Annotated in this window: 18 protein-coding genes and 3 pseudogenes; 17 read left to right on the forward strand and 4 right to left on the reverse strand. The window is 45.0% G+C overall.

Annotated features, from left to right (window positions below):
* The first annotated feature begins 27 nt into the window (after nt 1–27).
* From FFV08_03870 to FFV08_03935, 14 genes and pseudogenes are all read left to right on the forward strand, one after another.
* Nucleotides 28–264, forward strand: a complete 237-nt coding sequence (locus FFV08_03870) for a DUF2829 domain-containing protein (protein QLB51867.1) — start codon at nt 28–30, stop codon at nt 262–264.
* The gene (locus FFV08_03875) at nt 257–955 is read left to right on the forward strand and encodes a 3-oxoacyl-ACP reductase (protein ID QLB51868.1); all 699 of its coding nucleotides are present in this window, start codon (nt 257–259) and stop codon (nt 953–955) included. The genes FFV08_03870 and FFV08_03875 overlap by 8 nt, the downstream gene beginning before the upstream one ends.
* Nucleotides 956–959: 4 nt before the next feature.
* A complete protein-coding gene (locus tag FFV08_03880; protein QLB51869.1) occupies nt 960–1,718 on the forward strand; it encodes a GNAT family N-acetyltransferase in 759 nt (252 codons plus the stop codon).
* Complete coding sequence (locus FFV08_03885) at nt 1,715–2,062, forward strand: hypothetical protein (GenBank protein QLB51870.1); 348 nt, start codon at nt 1,715–1,717, stop codon at nt 2,060–2,062. Before FFV08_03880 ends, FFV08_03885 begins: the two co-directional genes overlap by 4 nt.
* A gap of 49 nt (nt 2,063–2,111) precedes the next feature.
* On the forward strand, nt 2,112–2,561 hold the full coding sequence (locus FFV08_03890; protein ID QLB51871.1) for an ASCH domain-containing protein: 450 nt from the start codon (nt 2,112–2,114) through the stop codon (nt 2,559–2,561).
* A 91-nt stretch (nt 2,562–2,652) separates the two neighbouring features.
* Nucleotides 2,653–3,279, forward strand: a complete 627-nt coding sequence (locus FFV08_03895; protein QLB51872.1) for a PadR family transcriptional regulator — start codon at nt 2,653–2,655, stop codon at nt 3,277–3,279.
* Nucleotides 3,263–3,403, forward strand: a pseudogene (locus FFV08_03900) (hypothetical protein). The gene FFV08_03895 and the pseudogene FFV08_03900 overlap by 17 nt, the downstream one beginning before the upstream one ends.
* A gap of 73 nt (nt 3,404–3,476) precedes the next feature.
* The gene (locus tag FFV08_03905; GenBank protein QLB51873.1) at nt 3,477–4,271 is read left to right on the forward strand and encodes a hypothetical protein; all 795 of its coding nucleotides are present in this window, start codon (nt 3,477–3,479) and stop codon (nt 4,269–4,271) included.
* Between the two features lie 124 nt (nt 4,272–4,395).
* Nucleotides 4,396–5,775 (forward strand): bifunctional UDP-N-acetylglucosamine diphosphorylase/glucosamine-1-phosphate N-acetyltransferase GlmU, encoded by a 1,380-nt coding sequence (gene glmU / locus FFV08_03910; GenBank protein ID QLB51874.1) that lies wholly within the window; start codon nt 4,396–4,398, stop codon nt 5,773–5,775.
* Between the two features lie 8 nt (nt 5,776–5,783).
* Entirely contained in the window at nt 5,784–6,335 is a 552-nt protein-coding gene (locus FFV08_03915) for an NUDIX hydrolase (GenBank protein QLB51875.1), read from the forward strand.
* A 12-nt stretch (nt 6,336–6,347) separates the two neighbouring features.
* The gene (locus FFV08_03920) at nt 6,348–6,770 is read left to right on the forward strand and encodes a hypothetical protein (protein ID QLB51876.1); all 423 of its coding nucleotides are present in this window, start codon (nt 6,348–6,350) and stop codon (nt 6,768–6,770) included.
* A 76-nt stretch (nt 6,771–6,846) separates the two neighbouring features.
* A complete protein-coding gene (locus tag FFV08_03925) occupies nt 6,847–7,539 on the forward strand; it encodes a 5'-methylthioadenosine/adenosylhomocysteine nucleosidase (GenBank protein QLB51877.1) in 693 nt (230 codons plus the stop codon).
* A gap of 13 nt (nt 7,540–7,552) precedes the next feature.
* The gene (locus FFV08_03930) at nt 7,553–7,861 is read left to right on the forward strand and encodes a DUF898 family protein (protein ID QLB51878.1); all 309 of its coding nucleotides are present in this window, start codon (nt 7,553–7,555) and stop codon (nt 7,859–7,861) included.
* 111 nt (nt 7,862–7,972) lie between these two features.
* On the forward strand, nt 7,973–9,514 hold the full coding sequence (locus tag FFV08_03935) for an ABC-F family ATP-binding cassette domain-containing protein (protein ID QLB51879.1): 1,542 nt from the start codon (nt 7,973–7,975) through the stop codon (nt 9,512–9,514).
* A gap of 54 nt (nt 9,515–9,568) precedes the next feature.
* Here the strand turns inward: FFV08_03935 and FFV08_03940 are convergent, their stop codons facing one another.
* The 3 genes and pseudogenes from FFV08_03940 to FFV08_03950 form a co-directional block, all read right to left on the reverse strand.
* A complete protein-coding gene (locus FFV08_03940) occupies nt 9,569–9,805 on the reverse strand; it encodes a zinc-ribbon domain-containing protein (GenBank protein ID QLB51880.1) in 237 nt (78 codons plus the stop codon).
* A gap of 35 nt (nt 9,806–9,840) precedes the next feature.
* Nucleotides 9,841–10,658: pseudogene (locus FFV08_03945) on the reverse strand (peptidylprolyl isomerase).
* Nucleotides 10,659–10,687: 29 nt separating this feature from the next.
* Nucleotides 10,688–11,131, reverse strand: a complete 444-nt coding sequence (locus FFV08_03950; protein ID QLB51881.1) for an NUDIX domain-containing protein — start codon at nt 11,129–11,131, stop codon at nt 10,688–10,690.
* 227 nt (nt 11,132–11,358) lie between these two features.
* Between FFV08_03950 and FFV08_03955 the strand changes: the two genes are divergently transcribed.
* The 3 genes and pseudogenes from FFV08_03955 (at nt 11,359) to FFV08_03965 (ending at nt 14,467) form a co-directional block, all read left to right on the forward strand.
* Nucleotides 11,359–11,541: a PspC domain-containing protein gene (locus FFV08_03955; GenBank protein QLB51882.1), complete on the forward strand. Its 183-nt coding sequence runs from the start codon at nt 11,359–11,361 to the stop codon at nt 11,539–11,541.
* 130 nt (nt 11,542–11,671) lie between these two features.
* Nucleotides 11,672–13,971 (forward strand): annotated as a pseudogene (locus FFV08_03960) (DNA translocase FtsK).
* Between the two features lie 109 nt (nt 13,972–14,080).
* Nucleotides 14,081–14,467 (forward strand): VOC family protein, encoded by a 387-nt coding sequence (locus FFV08_03965; GenBank protein QLB51883.1) that lies wholly within the window; start codon nt 14,081–14,083, stop codon nt 14,465–14,467.
* Nucleotides 14,468–14,578: 111 nt separating this feature from the next.
* On the opposite strand, the gene FFV08_03970 is transcribed toward FFV08_03965, so the two are convergent.
* Nucleotides 14,579–14,926 (reverse strand): DUF3397 domain-containing protein, encoded by a 348-nt coding sequence (locus FFV08_03970; protein ID QLB51884.1) that lies wholly within the window; start codon nt 14,924–14,926, stop codon nt 14,579–14,581.
* Nucleotides 14,927–15,050: the final 124 nt, after the last annotated feature.

Consider the following 15,050-nt stretch of genomic DNA (forward strand, 5'->3'; position numbering starts at 1 on the left):
ATTATCAATAAACAAAAGGAGCAAACCATGACATTTGAAGAAATTTTACCAGGCCTTAAGGCCAAGAAAAAATATGTGCGTACAGGCTGGGGTGGGGCAGAAAACTACGTCCAGCTCTTTGATACGATTGAGCAGAATGGGGTGGCTCTTGAAGTGACACCTTATTTCCTCATCAATGTTTCAGGCGAAGGTGAGGGCTTCTCCATGTGGAGTCCGACTCCTTGTGATGTCCTTGCGACAGATTGGGTGGAAGTGAATGACTAAGACAGTACTGGTGACGGGAGCTAGCTCTGGCATCGGCCGAGCTCAGGCTCTGGCCTTTTTGGAAAATGGCTACCGGGTCTACGGGGTGGACAAGGATGAAAATCCTGGTTTTCTCAATGAGCTTCGTTTTATTAAGCTGGATTTGACTGGTGATTTGGCACCTCTCTTCACCAGCTTGCCCGAGGTGGATATTCTCTGCAATACAGCAGGTATCTTGGACAATTATCGTCCCCTGCACGAGACAAGTGACGAGGACTGGGAGCAGATTTTTGCGCTCAATCTGACTGCGACTATGAAAATCACTCGCTTTTACCTGCAGAAAATGCTGGAGAAAAAGTCTGGTATCATCATTAATATGTGCTCGATTGCTAGTTTTCTGGCTGGCGGCGGCGGTGCTGCCTATACAGCCTCTAAGCATGCTCTGGCTGGCCTGACCAAGCAGATAGCCTTAGATTATGCGGATAAAAATATCCAAGTGTTTGGCCTAGCGCCGGGCGCAGTCAAGACAGCCATGACTGCCGCCGATTTTGAGCCAGGCGGACTGGCAGACTGGGTTGCTGAGGAAACGCCGATCAAGCGCTGGCTGGATCCTCAGGAAGTGGCAGACGTCAGCCTCTTTCTAGCCAGTGGCAAGGCAGCTGCTATGCAGGGCGAGATTCTCAAAATTGACGGCGGCTGGAGTTTGAAGTAAGTGAATGAAGAATGCGAACTATGAAAAAGCTAATAACTTTTTCCAAACCTGGACCAAAAATATGGTACTTTACGGCTTGGATGCTGGTCTAGGGCAGTTCTGTATGAACGCGCCTGAGACATCCTGCCTTTACCAACTAGGAAATTTCATCTTTCCTGCTGGTCAGGTGGAGCCGAATTTGTGGCAGGAATTTAGCAAAAAATATAGTTTAGCTGACAAGGTCTTTATCTCCGAGGAGCCCGGTTGGCAAGAGTTTCTGGATGGTCAGAGTGAGCTGCACCGATTCACTCGCTATGCTTTTGCGGACAGGGTTGCCTTTGACACAGAGGCTTTGGAGAAATGGCAGAGCAGGCTACCTGCAAATTACTACCTTTGTCCGATTGATGTGATGAGTTATGAGCGTTTGGCTGAGGAAGCCTGGTCTCAGGATTTGCAGGGTGATTTTTCCGATTTTGACCATTTTCAAGCGGCGGGTGGCTTTGGTTTTTTACTCTATTCAGATAAGGAAATCATCGCTGCTGTATCGACAGGATTGGTCTATTATGGAGCCCTTGAGATTGAAATTGCTACCAAGCCAGCCTACCAAAGGCAGGGCTTGGCCAAAATCTTGGGCGCCCAGATGATTTTAGAAGCTCAAAAACGCTCACTCTTTCCTCTATGGGATGCGCACAATGAAGCCTCCAAGAAGGTCGCAGAAAGCTTGGGCTATCAGTGCCTAGGAGCTTATCCGGCTTATGAATGGAAAGGGACTTTTGACCAATGAAGAAAAACCAAACCTATTTCTTAAAAGATATCATGGAGGCTGTAAAATCGGAAGAGCTAGATGATGATTTCTGTTTGTATGCTAGGGAAGATGGAGAACTGAATTTTCAGGACAGCTACTTGCTTGCTGATTATCCTCAAGTAGTGGAAGATAAGGATGTTTATCCTAGACAGGTAAGGGAGCAAGAACTGGAGCTGATTTATTACGGTGAAGATTTTGCGGATGTTCTCTTGTCAGTCATGGAGCAGAAAGCAAAAGCGACTGATCAAGAGTGTTTACAGGCTCTGATTTACTATTATGAGCATGATGATTTTATGGATTTTGATAAAGATATAGTTTTGTAGGAAGATGTTTATAAACCATAATTATCATTTTAGAAAGACAGGAGAAATGATGACCCCAAAAGAAATGTGGCAGGCATACAAGAAAATTAATCCAGAAATTGGCGACGAGATTAACGCCTGGGCCTTCGGTACCTTGGCAGACCAACTGGCTGATTTGGTGCTTCGTGGTGAAAAGACAGCGACGGCTTCGGCCTATGAGCTCTATAAGCTTGAAAATGAGCCTCTACCTCAAGTAGGAACTTTCGATGTCATACTGGACAGTCGTGACAGAGCCGTCTGTATCATCGAAATCACCAAAGTCTCTGTGCTGCCTTTTAATGAGGTTTCAGCCGAACACGCCTTTAAGGAAGGAGAAGGAGACAAATCCTTGGCCTACTGGCAGCAAGTCCATCAGACATTTTTCACAGAGTGTCTGGCGGAAGCCGGTTTGGAATTTTCCCAAGAAACGGGTGTCGTCCTAGAAGAATTTCGTAAGGTCTATCCGTTGGATCAAGCTTAAGTCTATTTTTGAATAGGCTTTTTGTTTATCCTTGATAAATTGAAGCAAAAATGTTACTATTAGGTATATAAAATCGTGATTCGGAGGAGAAATGGACAAATTAATTTTAGGCTTACTCATGATTAAGCATTTTACAGTTTATGAAATTCGTCAGGTGATGCGGCAAAATTTCAGTTCTATGTGCAGCGACAGTCTAGGAAGTATCCAAGCAGCCTTAAAAAAACTGTCCCAGCAAGGGGCGGTGACTTATTCGGAGTATGTAGAAAAAGGAAAAATGAAGAAGGAATATGCCATTACCGCTTCGGGACGAATCTTGTTTTTGGAGTGGCTTAAAACGCCTATAGACATGAGCAAGAACAAGAATATGGACTTGGGGAAATTCCTCTTTATGGGTTATCTTCCTAAGAAAGAGCAGCTTCAGATGCTGGATTTGACCATTGAGGGACTGGAAGTTGAAGTCCAAGAGTTTGAAGCTGTCAAAGACGCGATTCGTTATACAGAGGAGCAGGGAAAGGTAAAAGCCTATCTAGAGCAGAACAGCCACCTGGCTACAGAGCTGATAGAGACCAGTCAGGCGGCTGATTTGGCTGAAAGTATTTCCCAGATTGGCTATTTTGAAATGAAGACGCTCGAATTTGGGCTGGATTCGGCCCGCTTTCAGTTGGACTGGTTTACCAAGCTTCGCCAGCAGTTGGCCGAAAATGAGAAAGAGGGTTGAGATGCTAAGTATTCAAAAAGCAGCGGCTACTTGCCTTGTTGATACATTTGGCAATGACTTTGAGAGTTTGAAAAACCAATTAGCATTTCTCCTCTACAGTCTTTCAAAGACCGTTTCTGAAAAAAGATTGAAAATAGGTCTAAAAAAGCTTATAATAAAAGCTATAAAACGACAGAAGGCTTCTAGGAGGATTGATTTTGAAGAAGGTTCATTTTTTTATCATTTACGGCTGTGTCTGCTTCGTACTGATTGGCGGAACCTTTCTCTATACTTACTTTAAGCCTGGAGGCATAGCAGAAGCAATCGAGTCCCGCTTTAAGCTGTCTGCTGTAGTGGATGCATCCTTGAAAAAATTCGATCATGATAGTTTCTACATGGATCGGCTGTCTGAGTCAACCTATCTAGAAGGCTACAAAAAAAGAAAAGCCGAAACCGTTAAGCAGCTGACCGTTTCAGAATCACCTTATTTAGCCAAGCTTTATGAAACCTATGATGATCAAGAACTGACCCATTATTTCAGCGAAGATCGGATGTACTTGGAAGAAAAAGATGGCTTTGAGACCATTGATGACACCGACTCCCGGAAACATATCAATGGTTATTCGGGGATGTCCTCCTTTAAGGCTTTGCTGCAGGTCATGGTAGATAATGAGTCAGAACTAACTAAGAAAAAAGTGGACGGCGGCTATGAGTTTTCAGTGACAGCAGAAGGTGATTTGGCCTATGACCTTATCGATGCCTTCTACTATGCTTATAATGATGAGCATTATGATACGACCATCGATATTGAGAAGTGTAAGGTTGCCTTTGTGGTTGACCCTAAGACTCGGACTATCCGCTCTATTGATATGACTATGGATTTAGACGAAGACACAGCATTGGATGGAGAATTAATTTACTTCAAGCAGCGTGCTGTCTTCAAGGACTATGGCAAGGCTAAAGTTCATCTTCCAAAGAAAATCAAAGAAAAAGAAGCAAAATCAGCTGTTTAAAGGCTGATTTTTTTGTGCGAATGGTTTTTATTGTAGCATTTTCTCTGGTATCTTGATTTTAATTTTTAAAAATTACCTTTTAGTGATATAATAAAGGTGATATCCTACAGAAAAGAGATAATTGATGACAAATTACGCGATTATTTTGGCTGCGGGTAAAGGTACTCGCATGAAGTCAGATTTGCCAAAAGTGTTGCACAAGGTTGCAGGAATTTCCATGCTGGAACATGTTTTCCGCAGTGTCAATGCTATTGATCCAGAGAAGACCGTGACAGTTGTTGGCCACAAGGCAGAGCTGGTCGAGCAAGTCTTGGCAGGTCAGACTGACTTTGTCCGTCAGACTGAGCAGTTGGGAACTGGTCATGCCGTTATGATGGCCGAGCCTGTTTTGGAAAATTTGACGGGTCAGACGCTGGTCATTGCTGGTGACACTCCCCTGATTACAGGAGAAAGCCTGAAAAATCTGATTGACTTTCATATCAACCACAAGAATGTTGCGACTATCCTGACAGCAGAAGCGGACAATCCTTTCGGCTATGGCCGTATCGTTCGCAATCAGCACGACGAAGTCTTGAAAATTGTTGAGCAGAAGGATGCTTCTGACTTTGAGCAGCAAATCAAGGAAATCAATACGGGAACTTACGTCTTTGACAACGCCCGTCTCTTTGAAGCCCTCAAAAACATCAATACCAATAATGCCCAAGGCGAATACTATATCACAGATGTGATCGGCATTTTCCGCGAGAATGGTGAAAAAGTCGGCGCTTATACGCTGAAAGACTTTGATGAGAGTCTGGGGGTTAATGACCGCGTAGCTTTGGCGACAGCTGAGAGTGTCATGCGCCGCCGGATTAACCAGCAGCATATGGTTAACGGTGTCAGCTTTGTCAATCCTCATGCGACCTATATCGATGTGGATGTAGAAATTGCGCCTGAGGTTCAGGTTGAAGCAAATGTGACTCTGAAAGGTCAGACCAAGATTGGGGCAGAGACTATCCTGACCAATGGTACCTACATCGTGGACTCTGTCATTGGAGAGCGGACTGTGATCACCAACTCTATGATTGAGGAGTCAAGTGTTGCAGATGGAGTGACGGTCGGACCTTACGCTCACATTCGTCCAGGTTCTAGTCTGGCCAAGGATGTCCATGTCGGCAACTTTGTAGAAGTTAAAGGATCGTCAATTGGCGAAAATACCAAGGCTGGTCATTTGACCTACATTGGAAACTCTGAAGTTGGTGCTAATGTCAACTTTGGTGCAGGTACGATTACGGTTAATTATGATGGTCAAAAGAAGTACAAGACTATCATTGGTGACAATGTCTTTGTTGGTTCCAACTCGACCATTATTGCCCCAGTTGAGCTAGGTGACAACTCACTGGTCGGTGCGGGGTCTACTATTACAAAGGACGTACCAGCAGATGCTATTGCTTTGGGACGCGGCCGTCAGATTAACAAGGAAGATTACGCTAAGCGTCTTCCTCATCATCCTCAAAATAAGTAGGTTCAGTCATGGAATTTGAAGAAAAAACCGTCCAACGGACAGAGATTTATCAGGGACCGATTTTTAAAGTGGTTCAGGACCAGGTAGAGTTGCCAGAGGGTAAAGGTCAAGCCCAACGGGATTTGATTTTTCATAATGGAGCGGTGGCTGTAATTGCTATCACTCCGGAAAACAAGATGATTTTAGTCAAGCAGTACCGCAAGGCGATTGAAGCGACTTCTTACGAGATTCCAGCTGGCAAGCTTGAGCTAGGAGAGAATGCAGATCCCCAAGCGGCTGCCCTCCGAGAATTAGAAGAAGAAACAGGCTACACTGGACAGCTGGAGTTGGTCTATGATTTCTACTCTGCCATCGGTTTTTGCAATGAGAAAATTAAGCTCTACAGCGCCAGCCATTTGACAAAGGTCGAAAACCCTCGTCCCCAAGACGAGGATGAAACATTGGAACTTTTTGAAGTCAGTCTGGAGGAGGCACATCAGTTGCTGCAAAACGGTGACATCTGCGATGCCAAGACCATCATGGCCCTTCAGTACTGGGAACAAAAAAATCTGAATAAATAGGAACGTAGATCAATGGGAAAAGCTTTATTAACAGATGAAATCATTGAGCGGGCCAACCGCGGTGAGGATATTTCGGGGCCGCCTCTCATGGATGACGAGGAAACCAAGATTCTTTCAACTGGCAGAAGCTCCTTTAGCTCGCAGCAGTCCAGCCATCAGGATACTCAGTTTGGTTATCAAAGCCCTCAAAACCGCTTTGGTTATGAAGAAGCTCGATTACAGCAGAATCACAGTCGTTTTGGCTATCAGACTGCTCAAAACCAAGAGGAGTTTACGGATGAGACTCTGCACATTGAGGTAGATCCGACCGTGACTAAGAGCCGTCGGATTGAAAACCAAAAGCGGAGCCTCTTTCAAGCCAAACTCAATAAGATTCTCCTTTGGGTGGTCATCCTCTTGATTGGTTTGATTGCTGCTATTATTTGGTGGCCTTAAAAACCAGCTCTATTGCACTTAAAAGGAAGCCTAGCCTGTCTAAGCTTCTTTTTCATCAGATGATTTGAGGTATTATATGAAAATTGGAATTATTGCGGCTATGCCTGAAGAGCTGAAGATTTTGCTGGAGCATTTAGAAAATCCAAAGAAGCACCTGCGTTTAGGTCATGTCTATCATACGGGATCTATTGGCTACCATGAAGTGGTCTTGGTCGAAAGCGGGATTGGCAAGGTTATGTCCGCTATGAGTGTGGCTGTTTTGGTCAATGACTTCAAGGTTACAGCCGTGATTAACACAGGCTCAGCTGGAGCAGTGGCAGAAGGTCTGGCTATCGGCGACGTGGTGGTCGCAGATCGTCTGGTCTACCATGATGTGGACGTAACAGCCTTCGGCTATGATTACGGTCAGATGGCACGGCAGCCGCTCTATTTTGAAGCGAGCCGCTATCTGGTTGCTGAAATGAAGAAAATTTTGGAAAAAACCCATCAAAATGCAAGAGTAGGTTTGATTGCGACAGGTGACAGCTTTGTTGCTGGTCAAGATAAGATTGATCGCATTAAGGAGCATTTTCCAGATGTCTTGGCTGTGGAGATGGAAGGCGCAGCTATTGCTCAAGCCACACATTCGATCGGCCTGCCTTTTATGGTTATTCGCGCCATGAGCGATACGGCAAGTCATGATGCTAATGTCACATTTGATGAATTTATTCTTGAAGCTGGTAAACGCTCTGCAGAAACCCTGATTCAATTTCTGAAAGAGTTGGTTTAAAGGGGGAGATAGTATGTACAAGGAGTCTTATTTTGATGGTGGTCTCTTTTCTTACATCGGTCATGTGATTTTAGCTACCTTGATTACAGTATTTACGCTGGGAATTTGTGCACCTTGGGGTATGTGTATTCTGTATAATTGGAAGATAAAACATACAGTTATTGATGGGCATCGTCTTTACTTTGACGGTACTGCCATGCAGCTTTTTGGAAATTGGATTAAGTGGTGGCTCCTGACCATTGTTACCTTTGGTATTTATGGCTTTTGGCTGAAAATCAAACTGACCCAATGGATTACCAAGCATACGCATCATGCGAATTGAGAACAAGCAAGCGAGACTTAAGTGGCTCGCTTTTCCTTTTCTTCTGTCTTGCCAAAAAATCCCTTTTGATGGTATAATCAAGGAACTGCAATCAACGACAGAGGAGAAAAAATGAGTATCTTAGAAGTAAAAAATCTCAGCCACGGTTTCGGAGACCGGGCTATTTTTGAGGATGTATCCTTCCGCCTGCTCAAGGGTGAGCATATCGGCCTGGTCGGTGCCAATGGTGAGGGGAAATCAACCTTTATGAGCATTGTGACGGGTAAAATGCTGCCGGACGAAGGTAAGGTTGAGTGGTCCAAGTATGTGACGGCTGGCTATCTGGACCAGCATGCTGTGCTGGAGCAAGGCCAGTCTGTCCGTGATGTCTTGCGTACGGCCTTTGACGAGCTTTTCAAGACAGAGGCTCGTATCAATGAAATCTATATGAGCATGGCTGAGGAAGGAGCCGATGTTGATGTCCTAATGGAAGAAGTGGGTGAGCTGCAGGACCGCTTGGAGAGCCGAGATTTCTATACTCTGGATGCCAAGATTGACGAGGTCGCACGGGCTCTAGGTGTTATGGACTACGGTATGGAGAGTGATGTGACAGAGCTATCTGGTGGACAGCGGACCAAGGTTCTCTTGGCTAAGTTGCTTTTGGAAAAACCAGATATCCTGCTCTTGGACGAGCCAACCAACTATCTGGATGCGGAGCACATTGACTGGCTCAAGCGTTACCTTCAGAACTATGAAAATGCCTTTGTTCTAATCTCGCATGATATTCCTTTCCTGAATGACGTCATCAATATCGTCTACCATGTGGAAAATCAGCACTTGACTCGTTATTCTGGCGACTACTATCAGTTCCAGGAAGTCTATGAGATGAAAAAATCTCAGCTGGAAGCGGCCTACGAGCGCCAGCAGAAAGAAATTGCGGACCTCAAGGACTTTGTTGTTCGTAATAAAGCCCGCGTGGCGACCCGTAATATGGCTATGTCCCGCCAGAAAAAGCTGGATAAGATGGACATTATTGAACTACAAAGTGAGAAGCCAAAGCCTTTCTTTGACTTCAAGCCTGCCCGCACATCTGGCCGTTTTATCTTCCAAGCCAAGGATTTGCAGATTGGTTACGACCGCCCTCTGACCCAGCCCCTTAATCTGACCTTTGAACGCAATCAGAAGGTGGCTATCATCGGGGCAAATGGGATTGGAAAAACAACCCTGCTCAAGAGTTTGCTGGGGATTATCCCGCCTATTGCAGGTCAGGTCGAGCGTGGGGACTATCTAGAGCTGGGCTATTTCGAGCAGGAAGTTGAAGGCGGCAATCGTCAGACACCGCTGGAAGCAGTCTGGAACGCCTTTCCGGCCCTTAACCAAGCAGAAGTCCGAGCTGCTTTAGCTAGATGTGGTCTGACTTCCAAGCACATCGAGAGCCAGATCCAGGTCCTTTCAGGTGGAGAGCAGGCCAAGGTCCGCCTTTGCCTCCTCATGAACCGAGAAAATAATGTTCTGGTGCTGGACGAGCCAACCAACCACCTGGACGTAGATGCCAAGGAAGAGCTCAAACGAGCTCTGAAAGAATACAAGGGCAGCATCCTCATGGTCTGCCACGAGCCTGATTTCTATGAAGGCTGGATGGACCAAATTTGGGATTTTAACCAGTTGACTTGATAAAATTTAATAAAAGAAAAGAGACGGTTCATTGAGAATTGTCTCTTTCTGTTACTAATAATTCAAAAACTGCTCGATTTCCTGCTTCTCAATCTGTTTGCCATGCTGGCAGACAGGGCAGGTGAGGTAGAATTTTTTTCCATATGGAAAGGTAGGAATCCAATAAAGTGTAAACTTTCGGCCAGTTTCAATAATGTCCCAAGGTGCGACGTTGTGGCAATTGGCACACTCGATATTGCTTTGGGTCTGTCCTAAGTTTTTCTGATAACCTTTATATCCCCAGATAATCATATTGATTTCCCTCCTTTGTTGGTTGGGCAGCAAGCTTATTTGCTGAAGTCATAGTCCTTGATAATCTCGATTCTTTCAATCTTGATATCTTTTTTAGGCTTGTCATTATCGTCTGTTTCTGCGGCAGCGATTTTGTCGACCACATCCATTCCTTCGAGCACTTGGCCAAATACGGTATAAGCTCCACCATCTAAATTAGGATTTCCACCGTTTTTATAGGCTTCAATGATTTTGGCAGGGAAAGAATCCGTAGACATTTGGCTAGACAGGTCTTTCTTGCTTTGGTTGATAAAGAACTGACTGCCATTGGTATCAGGGCCTGCATTGGCCATGGATAGGGCGCCACGAATATTATAAAGATATGGAGAATACTCATTTTTAAAGCCGTTTCCAGAGTCTTTGGACTTGTCTTTGCCCTTCCAGATAGACTCACCCCCAGTGCCGTCACCTTTAGGGTCTCCAGTCTGAATCATAAATTCATTGATAACGCGGTGGAATGTAATGCCGTCATAATAGCCTTCTTTGGCATGGTTAGGAAGTTTTCAACGGCCAGCGGGGCTTGTTTTGGAAAGAGCTTGATGCGGATATCGCCTTCAGTCGTTACCAACTTGACCTCCGCTTCATCTTCAGCAACTTCTGTAGACAGCTGCGGGAAGTTGGCATTTTCGTTGGTCATGGCATCCTTGTATTGCTCACGGAGTTTGCTGGTTTCCTCCGAGTCAGAGCTAGAGCTCACTAATGAGGAACTGCTGGATGGGTCGGAGGAGCTAGTAGTCTCCTCTTTCTTGTCTTTACCAGAGCAGCCGGCCAAGACAAGTCCTGATAAGAGGCTGATAAGAAGAATTTTTTTCATATAAAACCTTTCTCGCATTAAATTGTAAACTACTGATATTTTACTACAATTAGGCTAGTTTTCAAACCCTCTTGTGTCAGGCAATCCAGAAGCAGGTTTTTAAGCCCTGCTGGACGTAAGTTCAGGTCGGGAATTGCTTCTATGTCTAACCATTCAGGTTGATAGATGTTCTTGGCATGACTGCGAAGGGCTTCCTCGCCCTGAATCATTGGCGTTGATGTATGGCTGATAGTGGCGCGAAAATAGATTTCTAAGCGGTGGCCATTTCTGAAAGTAAAAGCTGGCTGCAGCTGCTCCTCAGACAAGATCCAACCCAGCTCTTCCTGAATTTCTCGCTGAGCTGCTTGGACTGCAGTCTCACCTGACTCGGCTCCGCCACCCGGTATCACAAAATACTCTTCTCCATTTTTCCAGCGGTGGATGAGCAGTGTCTGCTTAGATTGGGGATTGAAAAGAATGACTCCGGCTCGCATGATCTTCCTCCTCCTATATTTTTACTGTAAACTGATTAGAATTTCCTTTTATTCTAACACAAGAACAAGAGTTTTGCTTGGACTTGCCAAGAGAATGGTAGAGAGAACACATTTATCTTGATAAGATTAAGTTTTAAATACAGAAGAAGTTTAATAGTAGGCGGCCTTGTGCAACATGAAAGAATATGGTAAAATAAATAGACTAAAAATAATAAGGAGTGTTTTCCATGGAGAAAAGACTGACAAGAGATGTCAAAAACAAGAAAATCGCTGGTGTATGTGCTGGTATCGCAAACTACTTTGATTTAGATCCAACCTTGGTTCGTGTTATTTGGATTCTTTTGGTCTGTGTGGCAGGTACAGGTGTCTTGGCTTACTTGATTGCTTGGGCGGTTATGCCAGAGGCATAATAAGAAATTACGTGATAGTGAAACGAGAACTGGTTAGCCCAGTTCTTTTTGCGTGGATAAATAAGTTTTTTGCTTCTGATTTAGATAAAAGATTTCTCATCTAAGGCTCAAATATGGTATAATAAGGGTTATGGCAACTAAGAAAAACACGAAAAAAGGCCGGACAACTCGTCGGCCGACAAAAGCAGAATTAGAAAGACAAAAAGCAATAAAGAGAATGATTGCCACCTTTGTATTGGCTCTTATTCTTTTGCTTGCAGCAATTAAGCTGGGCGCCTTTGGGGTCACCATTTATAATATGATTCGCCTCTTGGTGGGAAGCTTAGCTTATCTGGCTATTCTGGCCAGCCTTAGCTATCTCTTTTTTTTCAAGTGGCTGCACAAGCACGAAGGGACGGTTTCAGGATTTATCAGCCTCTTTTTGGGGCTGGAGTTAATCTTCCAAGCTTATTTTGTCAGTGTGTTGAAGCTAGAAGGGGCTGCTGTCTTATCCACAACTCTAGGCAGGGTCTTGACTGATCTGACAGCCTTTAAGGTCAGCTCCTTCGCGGGTGGCGGCCTGCTAGGCTCTCTCTTATACGCACCTATCTCTTTCCTTTTTTCAAATATCGGTTCTTATTTCTTCGGCCTGCTACTCATTCTTTTGGGTGGTCTGCTTATGAGCCCTTGGTCTATCTATGACATTTCAGAAAAGGCTATGGCAGCCTTTCAAAATTGGAGAGAGAAGCAGGAAGAAAAGCGTCAGCTCCGTTTCCTGGAGCAGGAAGAAAAAGCTGCACAGGTAGCTATGCAAGCCATTGAAGTAGAGCAAGAAGAAGCTGAAGTCGATCCTGAAACAGGAGAGATTTTAGATGACGAAGACTTGTCAGATACGGCTATGGACTTTGACGAGGCAGACTCTGAGGAGCTGGGAGCATATGACCCTCATGAACCTCTGGACTTTGGTCACGAAGAAGAGACGGAGGAAGCAGACGTAGATGTTGAAGTGGACTTCACCGCCAAGGAAAGTCTAGACTATAAGCTACCGACCATCAACCTCTTTGCGCCTGATAAGCCTAAAAACCAGTCCAAAGAAAAACGCATTGTCCGAGACAATATTAAGATTTTGGAAGAAACCTTTGCTAGTTTTGGCATCAAGGCTGCTGTTGAGCGGGCTGAAATCGGACCATCTGTCACCAAGTACGAGGTCAAGCCAGCTGTTGGTGTTCGGGTCAATCGGATTTCCAATCTGGCTGATGACTTGGCTCTAGCTCTAGCTGCTAAGGATGTGCGGATTGAAGCGCCGATTCCTGGAAAATCCCTTGTCGGGATTGAAGTGCCCAACTCTGAAGTTGCGACCGTGACCTTCCGAGAACTTTGGGATCAGTCCAAGACGGATGCTAGTAAGCTCCTAGAAATCCCCTTGGTAAGGCTGTCAACGGATCTGTCCGCTCCTTTGACTTGGCTAAGATGCCCCATCTCTTGGTAGCGGGCTCTACTGGCTCTGGTAAATCTGTGGCTGTCAACGGCATTATCGCCAGCATTCTCATGAAGGCCAGACCGGATGAAGTCAAGTTTATGATGGTGGATCCTAAGATGGTGGAGCTGTCTGTTTATAATGACATTCCCCACTTGCTTATCCCAGTTGTAACCAATCCTCGCAAGGCCAGCCGTGCCCTCCAGAAGGTTGTAGACGAGATGGAAAACCGCTATGAACTCTTCTCCAAGGTTGGTGCCCGTAATATTGCCGGCTACAATGCTAAAGTAGCCGAGTACAATGCCCAGTCAGAATACAAGCAGGTTCTCCTGCCTTTAATCGTCGTCATCGTGGACGAGCTGGCTGACCTTATGATGGTGGCCAGCAAGGAAGTGGAAGACGCCATTATTCGTCTGGGACAAAAAGCGCGTGCGGCTGGGATTCACATGATTCTGGCTACCCAGCGGCCATCAGTAGATGTTATCTCGGGTCTGATCAAAGCCAATGTACCCTCTCGGATCGCCTTTGCTGTGTCCAGCGGGACAGACAGTCGGACCATTCTGGATGAAAATGGGGCGGAAAAACTCTTGGGACGTGGGGATATGCTCTTTAAGCCTATTGATGAAAACCACCCGGTTCGTCTGCAGGGCTCCTTTATCTCGGATGAAGATGTGGAGCGAATCGTAGCCTTTGTCAAGAATCAAGCTGAAGTTGATTATGACGATAGCTTTGATCCTGGTGAAGTGTCTGAAAGTGATTTGGATACTGGCGGGGGCGAAGATGAAGGTGATCCCCTCTTTGAAGAAGCCAGGGCCTTGGTTATCGAGACTCAGAAAGCCAGCGCTTCTATGATTCAGCGGCGACTCTCGGTCGGCTTTAATCGGGCCACTCGTCTTATGGAAGAACTCGAAGCAGCAGGCGTTATCGGACCAGCCGAAGGAACCAAGCCGAGAAAGGTTTTGCAGACTAATTGATTCTAATTTCACTAGTTTGCTAGCAAGATAATCATTTGATAAAAATAAATCTGCTAGCAGTTAGCCGGCAGATTTTCTCTACTTAATTTCAAGGAAAGGAAAAGAAGGTATGAAACTAGATAGCATTCACCATATAGCCATCATTGGTCATGATTATGCTAAGACCAGGGAGTTTTATGTGGACAAGCTGGGCTTTGAGCAGCTGGATGAGCACCACCGACCAGACAAACAGGATATTCTCTTTAATGTCCGCAAGGGAAATCTGACTCTGGAAATTTTTATCAAGGAAGAAGCACCCAAGAGACCAGCCTTGCCTGCTCCAGAGCATACTGGCCTGCGGCATCTGGCCTTCCGAGTGACAAATGTCGAAGAAACGCTGGAGGAATTTGACCGTTTGGAGATTCCTCATACCGAGCTGCGCTATGACGACTTCGACGGTCGTAAGATGGCTTTCTTCTTTGATCCGGATGGCCTGCCTTTGGAGATTCACGAATAAGACTAGGAGCATCGGAAGGTCCCTTTTTCTCAGTAAAAGAACGACTTGTAAGTCCCGCATATGAAAAACCCATCGGCTATCTAATTAACCGATGGGTTTTGTTTTACATTGTTAGAAAAAGAGTCCGATGACCATGGCTAGGTACATGAAGAAGGTCAAAAGAAATCCAGCCCGCCAGAAGAACTTAAAGAACTTAGGATAGTAGAAGCTTCGTTTTTTCTTGAGAAAATAGGTGGTGATGGCGATAGCGAGAACTGAGAGAGCTAGGGTCAGCTGGGGCAACAAGCTATGGTAGTAGGCCTTGTCTGAAATGATATAAAATTCCACAACAAAAAGCGGAAAAGCCAAGTCCGCAAAGTTCAAACCGTATTTTCTTAATTGAAAAACTCGTACTGTAATAGTGGTTAAAATCAAAGTTAAAAAGATAAATAAAATCGAAGAAATCTTTAATAGTGTCATAAGATTATTTTACCACAAAAAATTCAAAAAAGAAGATAAAATTCCTTGCATTTAACAAAGTTTAGTGTATAATAGAAAGGTATGCGAAAAGCATACTTGTGGGAGGTAAAAATCTTTATTTACC

This window comes from Streptococcus sanguinis (assembly GCA_013378335.1).
Classification (GTDB): Bacteria; Bacillota; Bacilli; order Lactobacillales; family Streptococcaceae; genus Streptococcus; species Streptococcus sanguinis_I.

Excerpts from the sequence above, each read along its gene's own strand:
- FFV08_03870 (QLB51867.1), top strand. The coding sequence starts at position 28 with ATGACATTTGAAGAAATTTTACCAGGCCTTAAGGCCAAGAAAAAATAT.
- FFV08_03875 (QLB51868.1), top strand. The coding sequence starts at position 257 with ATGACTAAGACAGTACTGGTGACGGGAGCTAGCTCTGGCATCGGCCGA.
- FFV08_03880 (QLB51869.1), top strand. The coding sequence starts at position 960 with ATGAAGAATGCGAACTATGAAAAAGCTAATAACTTTTTCCAAACCTGG.
- FFV08_03885 (QLB51870.1), top strand. The coding sequence starts at position 1,715 with ATGAAGAAAAACCAAACCTATTTCTTAAAAGATATCATGGAGGCTGTA.
- FFV08_03890 (QLB51871.1), top strand. The coding sequence starts at position 2,112 with ATGACCCCAAAAGAAATGTGGCAGGCATACAAGAAAATTAATCCAGAA.
- FFV08_03895 (QLB51872.1), top strand. The coding sequence starts at position 2,653 with ATGGACAAATTAATTTTAGGCTTACTCATGATTAAGCATTTTACAGTT.
- glmU (QLB51874.1), top strand. The coding sequence starts at position 4,396 with ATGACAAATTACGCGATTATTTTGGCTGCGGGTAAAGGTACTCGCATG.
- FFV08_03915 (QLB51875.1), top strand. The coding sequence starts at position 5,784 with ATGGAATTTGAAGAAAAAACCGTCCAACGGACAGAGATTTATCAGGGA.
- FFV08_03920 (QLB51876.1), top strand. The coding sequence starts at position 6,348 with ATGGGAAAAGCTTTATTAACAGATGAAATCATTGAGCGGGCCAACCGC.
- FFV08_03925 (QLB51877.1), top strand. The coding sequence starts at position 6,847 with ATGAAAATTGGAATTATTGCGGCTATGCCTGAAGAGCTGAAGATTTTG.
- FFV08_03930 (QLB51878.1), top strand. The coding sequence starts at position 7,553 with ATGTACAAGGAGTCTTATTTTGATGGTGGTCTCTTTTCTTACATCGGT.
- FFV08_03935 (QLB51879.1), top strand. The coding sequence starts at position 7,973 with ATGAGTATCTTAGAAGTAAAAAATCTCAGCCACGGTTTCGGAGACCGG.
- FFV08_03940 (QLB51880.1), bottom strand. The coding sequence starts at position 9,805 with ATGATTATCTGGGGATATAAAGGTTATCAGAAAAACTTAGGACAGACC.
- FFV08_03950 (QLB51881.1), bottom strand. The coding sequence starts at position 11,131 with ATGCGAGCCGGAGTCATTCTTTTCAATCCCCAATCTAAGCAGACACTG.
- FFV08_03955 (QLB51882.1), top strand. The coding sequence starts at position 11,359 with ATGGAGAAAAGACTGACAAGAGATGTCAAAAACAAGAAAATCGCTGGT.
- FFV08_03965 (QLB51883.1), top strand. The coding sequence starts at position 14,081 with ATGAAACTAGATAGCATTCACCATATAGCCATCATTGGTCATGATTAT.
- FFV08_03970 (QLB51884.1), bottom strand. The coding sequence starts at position 14,926 with ATGACACTATTAAAGATTTCTTCGATTTTATTTATCTTTTTAACTTTG.